Origin of the sequence: Pseudomonas sp. HY2-MNA-CIBAN-0224, from assembly GCF_040310285.1 — a bacterium.
GTDB lineage: Bacteria > Pseudomonadota > Gammaproteobacteria > Pseudomonadales > Pseudomonadaceae > Aquipseudomonas > Aquipseudomonas helleri.
The window spans coordinates 1-10,555 of the sequence record NZ_JBEOPQ010000100.1 but is presented as its reverse complement, the minus strand read 5'-3'; the positions used below and the strand labels follow the sequence as shown (position 1 = coordinate 10,555).

Here is a 10,555-nt window from a genome sequence, read left to right as displayed (position 1 = left end):
GACCACTACCAGATGGTCCAGTGCAGCCCGGGGATCATCTACCAGGCGAAATAAACGCTGCCTCGCGATCTTTTAAACGATCAAAAGATCGCGAGGCAAGCTCGCTCCTACAGGGTTATTCCTGCCTTCCCCCATTCCAAGTGAGTACTCCATGACTGAGCCACTTCGCATCGTCTTTGCTGGCACCCCCGAATTTGCCGCTGAACACCTCAAGGCGCTGCTCGACAGCCCGTACGAGATCGTTGCGGTGTACACCCAACCGGATCGTCCGGCCGGGCGCGGGCAAAAGCTGATGCCAAGCCCGGTCAAGCAGCTGGCGCTGGAACACAACATTGCGGTCATGCAGCCGCCGACCTTGCGCGCAGCCGAGGCTCAAGCCGAACTCGCCGCGCTCAAGCCCGACTTGATGGTGGTGGTGGCGTACGGCCTGATCCTGCCGCAAGTGGTGCTGGATATTCCGCGTTTGGGCTGCATCAACAGCCACGCCTCGTTGCTGCCACGCTGGCGCGGCGCCGCGCCGATTCAGCGCGCGGTCGAGGCTGGCGATGCACAAAGCGGTGTGACGGTGATGCGCATGGAGGCGGGTCTGGACACCGGCCCGATGCTGCTCAAGTCCATCACCCCGATCAGCAGCGAAGACACCGGCGGCACCCTGCACGACCGTTTGGCCGAGCTGGGCCCACCGGCCGTGATCGAAGCCATTGCCGGCCTGGCTGACGGCACCTTGCAAGGCGAAGTGCAGGACGACAGCCTGGCGACCTACGCCCACAAGCTCAATAAAGACGAAGCGCGCATCGACTGGAACCGCCCGGCGGTGGAGCTGGAGCGGCTGATTCGTGCCTTCAACCCATGGCCGATTTGCCACAGCACGCTCAACGGCGAAGCCCTGAAAGTGCTGGCCGCCACCTTGGCAGACGCCAAGGGCGAACCGGGGCAGATCCTCGCGGCCAGCAAAGACGGCCTGATCGTGGGCTGCGGTGAAGGTGCGCTGTGCCTGACCCGTCTGCAATTGCCCGGCGGTAAAGCGCTGAACTTCAGCGATCTGTTCAACAGCCGCCGTGAGAAGTTTGCCGTGGGCACTGTTCTGGGCGCTGCACAATGAACCCGCGTCTGGCCGCCGCCAAGGCACTGACCGCCGTACTCAACGGCAAGGCATCGCTCAACAGTTCGTTGCCGTTGCAACTGGACAAGGTTGAAGCCCGCGACCGCGGCCTGACCCAGGACCTGGCGTTCGGCACCGCACGCTGGTATCCGCGCTTGTCGGCATTGGCCAACAAGCTGCTGCAAAAACCCTTCAAAGCCGCCGATGCCGACGTTGAAGCGCTGTTGCTGGTGGGCTTGTACCAACTGCTGTACACGCGGGTGCCGGCCCACGCGGCCATTGGCGAAACCGTGGGCTGCGCCGACAAACTGAAAAAGCCGTGGGCCAAAGGCCTGCTCAACGCCGTGTTGCGCAACGCCCAGCGCGACAGCGAAGCCTTGCTGGCCGAACTGGAGCACGACCCGGTGGTGCGCACCGCGCACCCGCGCTGGCTGCAAAAATCGCTGAAAGCGTTCTGGCCGCAGCAGTGGGAAGCCATTTGCGCTGCCAACAACGCGCATCCGCCGATGATTCTGCGGGTCAATCGCCGTCATAAAACCCGTGATCAGTACCTGCAATTGCTGGCTGAAAGCGACGTGCAGGCCCAGCCCTGTGTGTACAGCCGCGACGGCATTGTGCTGGCCGAAGCCTGCGATGTGCGCAATCTGCCGGGCTTTGCCGAAGGCTGGATCAGCGTGCAGGACGAAGCTGCGCAGTTGGCCGCCGACCTGCTCGACCTGGCCCCCGGCCAGCGCGTGCTCGACGCCTGCTGCGCGCCGGGCGGCAAGACTTGCCACATTTTGGAAGCCGAGCCCCAGCTTGCGGGCGTGGTGGCGGTCGACCTTGAGGCCAAGCGCCTGGTGCGCGTGCGTGAGAACCTCGAACGCCTGGGCCTGAGCGCCGAGCTGATTGCTGCCGATGGCCGCGACACCGCGACCTGGTGGGACGGCAAACCGTTCCAGCGCATCCTGCTCGATGCACCATGTTCGGCAACGGGCGTGATCCGCCGCCACCCGGACATCAAGCTGACCCGCCAACCGGACGACATCGCCGCCCTCGCCAGCCTGCAGGGCGAACTGCTGGACGCCATGTGGCAGACTCTCGAAGTCGGCGGCATCCTGCTGTACGCCACCTGTTCGACCTTACCGACCGAAAACACCGAAGTGATTGAAGCCTTTTTGGCCCGCACGCCCGGTGCGCGCGAGCTGGATATCGCCGGGCAGTTCGGCATCAAGCAACCTCACGGGCGCCAATTGCTGGCGCAAGAGGGTGGGCATGACGGTTTCTATTACGCCAAACTGATCAAGATCGCTGCCGCACGCGGCTAACGACGGGAACAGGGAATCACGGCATGAAAATCATCATCCTCGGCGCAGGGCAGGTCGGCGGTACGCTGGCCGAGCATTTGGCCAGTGAAGCCAATGACATCACCGTGGTCGACACCGATGGCGATCGCCTCCGCGATTTGGGTGATCGTCTGGATATCCGTACCGTGCAGGGCCGTGCTTCGCTGCCCAATGTGCTGCGCCAGGCGGGCGCCGACGATGCCGACATGCTGGTGGCGGTGACCAACAGCGACGAGACCAACATGGTCGCGTGCCAAGTGGCCTACACGCTGTTCCACACCCCGACCAAAATCGCCCGGGTGCGCGAATCGGCCTACCTGACCCGCGGCGAAGAGCTGTTTGATAACGACGCGATCCCGGTCGACGTTCTGATCAGCCCCGAGCAGGTTGTGACCAACTACATCAAGCGCCTGGTTGAACACCCCGGCGCCTTGCAGGTGATCGACTTTGCCGGCGGCAAGGCGCAGTTGGTGGCGGTCAAGGCGTACTACGGCGGCCCGTTGATTGGCCAACAATTGCGCCAGTTGCGTGAGCACATGCCGAATGTGGACACCCGGGTTGCGGCGATTTTCCGACGTGACCGGCCGATTACGCCCCGTGGCGACACCGTAATTGAGGCCGACGATGAGGTGTTTTTCATCGCCGCCAAGGCCAACATTCGCGCCGTGATGAGCGAAATGCGCCGCCTCGACGAAAGCTATAAACGCATTGTGATCGCCGGGGGCGGGCAGATTGGCGAGCGCCTGGCCGAGGCCATCGAAAGCCGTTATCAGGTCAAGATCATCGAGATGAGCCCGGCCCGCTGCCGCTATTTGTCTGACACCCTGGACAGCACCGTGGTGTTGCAAGGCAGCGCGTCAGACCGCGACTTGATGCTCGAAGAGAACATCGCCGATGCCGACCTGTTTCTGGCCCTGACCAACGACGATGAGGCCAACATCATGTCCTCGTTGCTGGCCAAACGCCTGGGCGCGAAAAAGGTCATGAGCATCATCAACAATCCGGCTTATGTGGACTTGATCCAGGGCGGCGAAATCGACATTGCCATCAGCCCGCAGTTGGCCACCATCGGCACCTTGCTGGCCCACGTGCGCCGGGGCGACATTGTCAGTGTGCACTCGCTGCGCCGGGGTGCGGCGGAGGCCATCGAAGCAATTGCCCACGGTGATTCGAAGTCGAGCAAGGTGATTGGCAAGCGCATTGGTGAAATCAACCTGCCGCCGGGCACCACCATTGGCGCGATCATTCGCGACGACGAAGTGCTGATTGCCCACGACGCCACGGTGATCAATGCCGGCGACCACGTGATTTTGTTCCTTGTGGATAAAAAGCATATTCGCGACGTAGAGAAGCTGTTCCACGTGGGTTTGAGTTTTTTCTAAGGAGTCAGGGATGCTGGAGTCATTGGAAAAGATGTTGGCCAAGGGTGTGGATAACTCGCTGCTGCGCTTCGGGCTGGGCAAGGGTTATCTCGACCTTGGGGATAACCTCAAGGCGGCGGAACATTTGCAGCGCTGTGTTGAATTTGACCCCAAGTACTCAGCGGCCTGGAAGCTGCTGGGCAAGGCCCGATTGGCGGCAGGCGACCGTGCAGCGGCGCGAACCGCGTGGGAGCAGGGGATCATCGCGGCACAAGGCCATGGCGACAAACAGGCCGAGAAAGAAATGACCGTGTTTTTGAAGAAGCTTGAGAAGCAACAGGCTTAACGCCTCAGATTTCCTGTGGGAGCGGGCTTGCTCGCGATGGCATCTACGCAGTTTCAAGGTTAAACCGCGTCGTTTGTATCGCGAGCAAGCCCGCTCCCACAGGTTGTGCATTCAGCTAGCTCAGTACCAGCGCGCCTCGCCCGGCGGGCGTTTTTTGAAGCGTTTCATGCTCCACATGTATTGGCTCGGGTAAGCCCGCACGTACTTCTCAACCACTTGGCTCATGGCCGCGCAGGCGGTTTCGGTGTCGGTGCTGTACATGGCTTCGGGCGCCGCTTCCAATATCACTTTGAACCCCGAACCGTCCGGCAAACGCACCGCGTGCAGGAACACGCCTACCGCTTTGCCACCCGCCAGCATGTTGGGTACAAACTTGCTGGTCAGGGCCGTGGTGCCGAGGAACGGTACAAAAATACCCGCTGATTCTGCCGGCTCCGGGTCTGCCGGAATGCCGACCTGACCGCCTTTGCGCACCTCTTTGATGACACTCAAGATGCCCTCTTTGGTCGACGCGGCCACGCGGTTGCCCAGCTGTACGCGCTGTTTGCGCAGCAGTTCGTCAACGGCCTTGAGCTTGGGCGGGCGGTAGAAAATGATCGGTTTGCACTGGCTGCAATAGAAGTGGTTAAGCACTTCCCAGTTGCCCAGGTGGCTGGTGATGCCGACCACGCCTTTGCCGGAAGCGAGGGCGTCTTTGAGCACGTCCAGGCCTTCGACTTCGCGCACCAGGTCAATGGAGCGCTGGGCGGGCCAGATCCACGCGCAGGCGCTCTCGGTCAGGCTTTTGCCGATGTCTTTGAGGCTTTGGCCGACCAATTGTTCACGGGCAACCGGGTCCATTTGGGGGAAGCACTTGGCCAGGTTGATCCGCACCACCTCGCGCGAGCGATTGGGCAGTTTCCACATCAGCCAGCCGATGGCCGAGCCCACGTGTTGCACCGCGCCCCAAGGGAGCATGGCAAACAACCGTAAAGCCCCGACCAGCAAGGCGCCTTTAAACTTTTCCACAGGGTCTTTCCCGTCTTCATAGTGCATCGACAACCCTTGTGGGAGCGGGCTTGCTCGCGATTCAGGCAACGAGGTGCATCTGGATCACCGCGTAGAGGCCATCGCGAGCAAGCCCGCTCCCACAGGGCCGGTGTATAAAAAAGGCATTCTAACCGGCGTTGGACAGCTCAGCGTAGCGGTCGCAGGTGGTGGCGTGGTCCATGACCATGCCGCTGGCCTGCATGAAGGCGTAGCAAATGGTCGGGCCGACGAAGGTAAAACCGGCTTTTTTCAAACCTTTGCTCATGGCTTCGGCCTCAGGCGTAACGGCCGGGAATTCATGACGTTCGGTGAAGTGGTTGATCTTGGGCTGGCCGCCAACGAACGACCACAAAAACTCAACCGGGTCTTTGAGCGCCAGCCAGGCCTGGGCGTTGCGACGCGCACCGGTGACTTTCAAGCGGTTGCGCACGATGCCCGGATCGAGCAGCAAGGCCTCTATCTCGGCGTCTGTCATGACCGCCAGGCGCTGCACATCAAAGCCGAACATGACCTTGCGATAATGCTCGCGTTTGCGCAAAACCGTGATCCACGATAAACCCGCCTGGAACCCTTCGAGCAATAACAACTCGAAGAGCGCATGCGCATCGCGCAACGGCACGCCCCACTCTTGATCGTGATAGGCCGCATATAACGGGTCGTCAGGGCACCAGAAACAACGTGGCATAGAGGCTCCAAGAGGTGGAGGCGCGACCGAATCGGGTATACTCCCGCTCTTTAAATCGCAGCCCAAGAAACAGGTGAATTTGTGAGCCAGCCTACGCCAGCAGTGCGTACCTTCCAAGACTTGATCCTCGCCCTCCAGCAATACTGGGCCGAGCAAGGTTGTGTGGTGCTTCAGCCCTACGATATGGAAGTGGGCGCCGGCACTTTCCATACCGCCACGTTTTTGCGCTCTCTGGGCCCAGAAACCTGGAACGCCGCTTATGTGCAGCCCAGTCGTCGCCCGACTGACGGCCGCTACGGCGAAAACCCTAACCGTCTGCAGCACTACTACCAGTTCCAGGTGGTATTGAAGCCAAACCCGCCTAACTTCCAGGAGCTGTACCTGGGCTCGCTGAAGCACATCGGCCTGGACCCGCTGGTTCACGATATCCGTTTTGTCGAAGACAACTGGGAATCGCCGACCCTGGGCGCCTGGGGTCTGGGCTGGGAAATCTGGCTCAACGGTATGGAAGTCACCCAATTCACTTACTTCCAGCAAGTAGGCGGCATTGAGTGCTACCCGGTGACCGGCGAAATCACCTACGGCCTTGAGCGTCTGGCGATGTACCTGCAAGGCGTGGATTCTGTCTACGACCTGGTCTGGACTGACGGCCCGTTCGGCAAAGTGACCTACGGCGACGTGTTCCATCAGAACGAAGTCGAGCAGTCGACTTACAACTTCGAACACGCCAACGTCGACAAGCTGTTTGAACTGTTCGATTTCTATGAAAGCGAAGCCAAGCGCCTGATCGAACTCGACCAGCCGCTGCCGCTGCCAAGCTACGAAATGGTGCTCAAGGCATCCCACACCTTCAACCTGCTGGACGCGCGCCGGGCCATCTCGGTGACCGCACGTCAGCAGTACATCCTGCGTGTGCGTACCCTGGCGCGTTCGGTGGCTCAGGCGTATCTCGAAGCGCGCGCCAAGCTGGGCTTCCCGATGGCTCCACCCGATTTGCGTGATGAAGTGTTGGCTAAGTTGGAGGCTGCACAATGAGTGCTCAAGATTTTCTGGTTGAACTGGGCACTGAAGAACTGCCGCCAAAAGCCCTCAGTACCTTGGCCGACGCGTTTTTGGCCGGTATCGAAAAAGGCCTGCAAAGCGCCGGTCTGAACTTCAAGGCGAAAAAAGTCTATGCCGCGCCGCGCCGTCTGGCCGTGCTGCTGACCCAGCTCGACACGCAACAGCCTGATCGCAGCATCAACATCGACGGCCCGCCTCGCCAGGCCGCGTTCGACGCTGAAGGCAACCCGACCCAGGCAGCCCTGGGTTTTGCCAAAAAATGCGGCGTTGAGCTGAGCGAAATCGATCAGAGCGGTCCAAAACTGCGTTTCAGCCAGGTGATCATCGGCAAGCCGACCGCCAGCCTGCTGCCGACCATCGTTGAAGACTCGCTGAACGATTTGCCGATCCCCAAGCGCATGCGCTGGGGTGCACGTAAAGAAGAATTCGTGCGTCCAACCCAATGGTTGGTGATGCTGCTGGGCGATGAGGTCATCGACTGCACCATCCTCGCGCAAAAGGCTGGCCGTGATTCCCGTGGTCACCGTTTCCACCACCCGGAAAACGTGCGCATCACCTCGCCTGCCAACTACCTCGAAGACCTGCGCAAGGCCTACGTGCTGGCAGACTTCAATGAGCGTCGCGAGCTGATCTCCAAGCGTGTGGCCGAACTGGCCACGATGCAGGAAGGCACCGCGATCGTGCCGCCAAGCCTGCTCGATGAAGTGACCGCGCTGGTTGAATGGCCGGTGCCGCTGGTGTGCTCGTTCGAAGAGCGCTTCCTGGACGTGCCGCAAGAAGCCCTGATCACCACCATGCAGGACAACCAGAAGTATTTCTGCCTGCTGGACGTCGATGGCAAGCTGCTGCCGCGTTTTATCACCGTGGCCAACGTCGAGAGCAAAGATCCGAAGCAGATCATCTCGGGTAACGAGAAGGTGGTTCGCCCACGTCTGACCGATGCTGAGTTCTTCTTCAAGCAAGACAAAAAGCAGCCGCTGGAAAGCTTCAACCAGCGCCTGCAAAACGTGGTGTTCCAGGCGCAACTGGGCAGCGTTTACGACAAGGCCGAGCGCGTGTCCAAGCTGGCCGCGTTCATCGCCCCGCGCATTGGCGGCGACGCTCAGCGCGCAGCCCGTGCAGGCGTGCTGTCCAAGTGCGACCTGGCCACTGAAATGGTCGGCGAGTTCCCGGAAATGCAAGGCATCGCCGGTTACTACTACGCCCTCAATGATGGCGAGCCAGAAGATGTCGCCCTGGCGCTGAACGAGCAGTACATGCCGCGCGGTGCGGGCGCTGAACTGCCAGAAACCCTGACCGGTGCAGCGGTGGCCATCGCTGACAAGCTCGACACCCTGGTGGGTATTTTCGGCATCGGCATGCTCCCGACCGGTAGCAAAGACCCTTACGCACTGCGTCGCGCAGCGCTGGGGATCTTGCGGATTCTGATCGACAAAAAGCTCGACCTCGACCTGACCGAAGCGGTGAATTTCGCTGTGTCGGCGTTCGGTGCCAAGGTCAAGTCGGCCGGTCTGGCTGACCAGGTGCTGGAGTTCATCTTCGACCGCCTGCGTGCGCGTTACGAAGACGAAGGCGTGGACGTGGCGACGTACCTGTCGGTGCGTGCGTTGCAGCCGCGTTCGGCGCTGGACTTCGATCAGCGTGTACAAGCCGTTCAGGCGTTCCGTCAGTTGCCGGAAGCCGAAGCCCTGGCCGCTGTGAACAAACGTGTATCGAACCTGTTGAGCAAAGTGGAAGGCAAGATTTCGACGAATGTCGAAGCCAAGTTCTTCGACAACGCCAGCGAGTTCTCGCTGTACTCGGCCATTCAAAAGGCGGACGAAGCGGTACAACCGATGGCCGCTGCCCGTCAGTACAACGAAGCGCTGACCCGTCTGGCCTCGCTGCGCGAGCCGGTGGACGCGTTCTTTGAAGCGGTGATGATCAACGCCGATGACGCCAGCGTGCGCGCTAACCGCTACGCCTTGCTGGCCCGTCTGCGCAGCCTGTTCCTGGGCGTCGCTGATATTTCGTTGCTGAGCTGAGGAACTGATGAAACTGCTGATTCTCGATCGGGACGGTGTCATCAACCAGGACTCCGACGCTTACATCAAGTCTGTCGAGGAGTGGATCCCGCTCCCCGGCGCGATTGAGGCGATTGCGCAGTTGAGCAAAGCGGGCTGGACGGTTGCCGTGGCAACCAACCAGTCCGGCATTGCCCGCGGCTATTACGACCTCGCCACGCTGGACGCCATGCACGCACGCCTGCGCGCGTTGGTGGCCGAACAGGGTGGCGAGCTTGGGCTGGTGGTGTATTGCCCTCACGGGCCCGATGAAGGCTGCACATGCCGCAAGCCAAAGCCGGGCATGTTGCACACCATTGCTGAGCATTACGGTGCAGATCTGACCGAATGCTGGTTTGTGGGTGACAGCTTGAGTGACTTACAGGCCGCAAAGGCCGTCGATTCACAGCCCGTTTTGGTAAAAACCGGAAAAGGCCTACAAACTTTGGCCAAAGAATTACCGGACAGTACTCTAATATTTGACGATCTGGTGGCAGTTGCCGCCGAACTTATCCACAAATAGGGCAGGTTTGAACACGCGCCGGCATTCTGTGCACAGGCCTGTTCAGTCATGCCTTATCCGCAACGGTAAAAGCCGCTATGTCGATACTGCAGGCCATCAGAACTTTCTTCTTTTACCTGCTGCTGGGCACCAGCTCTCTGCTGTGGTGTTCACTGAGTTTTTTTGTCGCTCCTTTTTTGTCGTTTCCAGCGCGTTATCGCTTTATCAACGTGTATTGGTGCCGCTGCGCCTTGTGGCTGACGCGGGTGTTTCTGGGCATCAACGTCAAGGTCACCGGGGCTGAACACATCCCTGAGCGCCCGTGCGTGATTCTGGCCAACCACCAAAGTACCTGGGAGACGTTTTTTCTCTCGGCCTACTTTCAGCCGTTGAGCCAGGTGCTCAAGCGCGAACTGCTGTACGTGCCGTTTTTTGGCTGGGCGATGGCAATGCTGCGCCCGATTGCGATTGACCGGGACAACCCGAAAGCGGCGCTTAAAGACATCGCCAAAAAAGGTGATGAGCTGCTCAAGGACAACATCTGGGTGCTGATTTTTCCTGAGGGCACACGTGTGCCTTACGGTCAGGTCGGCAAGTTCTCCCGGGGCGGTACCGCGCTGGCGGTGAATGCCGAATTGCCGGTGCTGCCGATTGCCCACAACGCGGGCAAGTTCTGGCCTAAAACCGGTTGGGCCAAGCGCCCTGGCACCATTGAAGTGGTCATTGGTGAGCCGATGTACGCTAACGGCAGCGGCCCACGGGCGATTGCCGAGCTCAATGAGCGGGTTCAAACATGGAATGAAGACGCTCAGCGGGCCATGGGTTCCTTGCCACCGGTGGCGGTGCAAACCGAAACAGTGGTGAACTGAGCGGTTTGTGGATAACGTGTGCACAAGTTTTGGATTTCTTTTGAAATACAGTCATAACTCGCTGATTTATATGCTTATTTCTCGGTATGACTTTTGAACAGAAAACGTGCATAAGTTTTTCTAACGCCTAAAAAAACCGACCTTTTGGTCGGTTTTTTTTTGCTTTCATTTCTGTAGGAGCGAGCTTGCCTCGCGATCTTTTGATCTTTTTAAAAGATCGCGAGGCAAGCTC

General features: G+C 59.9%; 10 protein-coding genes. 8 read left to right on the top strand and 2 right to left on the bottom strand.

Annotated elements, in window-relative coordinates; all coding sequences use genetic code 11:
• The first annotated feature begins 151 nt into the window (after window positions 1–151).
• Genes fmt through AAEZ03_RS24895 form a run of 4 tightly spaced genes read left to right on the top strand, consistent with a single transcriptional unit; the run spans window position 152 to window position 4,134 of the window.
• Window positions 152–1,102, top strand: coding sequence for a methionyl-tRNA formyltransferase (gene fmt / locus AAEZ03_RS24910; protein ID WP_350582286.1), 951 nt, complete (start codon window positions 152–154; stop codon window positions 1,100–1,102).
• Complete coding sequence (gene rsmB / locus AAEZ03_RS24905) at window positions 1,099–2,409, top strand: 16S rRNA (cytosine(967)-C(5))-methyltransferase RsmB (protein ID WP_350582283.1); 1,311 nt, start codon at window positions 1,099–1,101, stop codon at window positions 2,407–2,409. The genes fmt and rsmB overlap by 4 nt, the downstream gene beginning before the upstream one ends.
• 23 nt (window positions 2,410–2,432) lie before the next feature.
• A complete protein-coding gene (trkA, locus tag AAEZ03_RS24900) occupies window positions 2,433–3,809 on the top strand; it encodes a Trk system potassium transporter TrkA (RefSeq protein ID WP_048373936.1) in 1,377 nt (458 codons plus the stop codon).
• A gap of 10 nt (window positions 3,810–3,819) precedes the next feature.
• Complete coding sequence (locus tag AAEZ03_RS24895) at window positions 3,820–4,134, top strand: tetratricopeptide repeat protein (protein ID WP_262126026.1); 315 nt, start codon at window positions 3,820–3,822, stop codon at window positions 4,132–4,134.
• Window positions 4,135–4,254: 120 nt separating this feature from the next.
• Here AAEZ03_RS24895 and AAEZ03_RS24890 read toward each other — a convergent pair whose 3' ends face one another.
• The gene (locus AAEZ03_RS24890) at window positions 4,255–5,142 is read right to left on the bottom strand and encodes a lysophospholipid acyltransferase (protein ID WP_262126064.1); all 888 of its coding nucleotides are present in this window, start codon (window positions 5,140–5,142) and stop codon (window positions 4,255–4,257) included.
• A 148-nt stretch (window positions 5,143–5,290) separates the two neighbouring features.
• Window positions 5,291–5,848 carry a DNA-3-methyladenine glycosylase I gene (locus tag AAEZ03_RS24885; protein WP_048373933.1) on the bottom strand — a complete coding sequence of 186 codons (558 nt, stop codon included), beginning with the start codon at window positions 5,846–5,848 and terminating at the stop codon, window positions 5,291–5,293.
• Between the two features lie 81 nt (window positions 5,849–5,929).
• On the opposite strand from AAEZ03_RS24885, the gene glyQ reads away from it, so the two are divergent.
• The 4 genes from glyQ (at window position 5,930) to AAEZ03_RS24865 (ending at window position 10,323) form a co-directional block, all read left to right on the top strand.
• Complete coding sequence (gene glyQ, locus AAEZ03_RS24880; RefSeq protein WP_003437964.1) at window positions 5,930–6,883, top strand: glycine--tRNA ligase subunit alpha; 954 nt, start codon at window positions 5,930–5,932, stop codon at window positions 6,881–6,883.
• Window positions 6,880–8,934 (top strand): glycine--tRNA ligase subunit beta, encoded by a 2,055-nt coding sequence (gene glyS, locus AAEZ03_RS24875; RefSeq protein WP_350582278.1) that lies wholly within the window; start codon window positions 6,880–6,882, stop codon window positions 8,932–8,934. The genes glyQ and glyS overlap by 4 nt, the downstream gene beginning before the upstream one ends.
• Window positions 8,935–8,941: 7 nt before the next feature.
• Window positions 8,942–9,475 (top strand): D-glycero-beta-D-manno-heptose 1,7-bisphosphate 7-phosphatase, encoded by a 534-nt coding sequence (gene gmhB, locus AAEZ03_RS24870; RefSeq protein WP_273224048.1) that lies wholly within the window; start codon window positions 8,942–8,944, stop codon window positions 9,473–9,475.
• A 77-nt stretch (window positions 9,476–9,552) separates the two neighbouring features.
• Window positions 9,553–10,323: a lysophospholipid acyltransferase family protein gene (locus AAEZ03_RS24865; protein WP_153334539.1), complete on the top strand. Its 771-nt coding sequence runs from the start codon at window positions 9,553–9,555 to the stop codon at window positions 10,321–10,323.
• Window positions 10,324–10,555 lie beyond the last annotated feature (232 nt).

Coding starts and splice junctions, on each gene's coding strand:
- fmt (WP_350582286.1), top strand. CDS start 152: ATGACTGAGCCACTTCGCATCGTCTTTGCTGGCACCCCCGAATTTGCC.
- rsmB (WP_350582283.1), top strand. CDS start 1,099: ATGAACCCGCGTCTGGCCGCCGCCAAGGCACTGACCGCCGTACTCAAC.
- trkA (WP_048373936.1), top strand. CDS start 2,433: ATGAAAATCATCATCCTCGGCGCAGGGCAGGTCGGCGGTACGCTGGCC.
- AAEZ03_RS24895 (WP_262126026.1), top strand. CDS start 3,820: ATGCTGGAGTCATTGGAAAAGATGTTGGCCAAGGGTGTGGATAACTCG.
- AAEZ03_RS24885 (WP_048373933.1), bottom strand. CDS start 5,848: ATGCCACGTTGTTTCTGGTGCCCTGACGACCCGTTATATGCGGCCTAT.
- glyS (WP_350582278.1), top strand. CDS start 6,880: ATGAGTGCTCAAGATTTTCTGGTTGAACTGGGCACTGAAGAACTGCCG.
- gmhB (WP_273224048.1), top strand. CDS start 8,942: ATGAAACTGCTGATTCTCGATCGGGACGGTGTCATCAACCAGGACTCC.
- AAEZ03_RS24865 (WP_153334539.1), top strand. CDS start 9,553: ATGTCGATACTGCAGGCCATCAGAACTTTCTTCTTTTACCTGCTGCTG.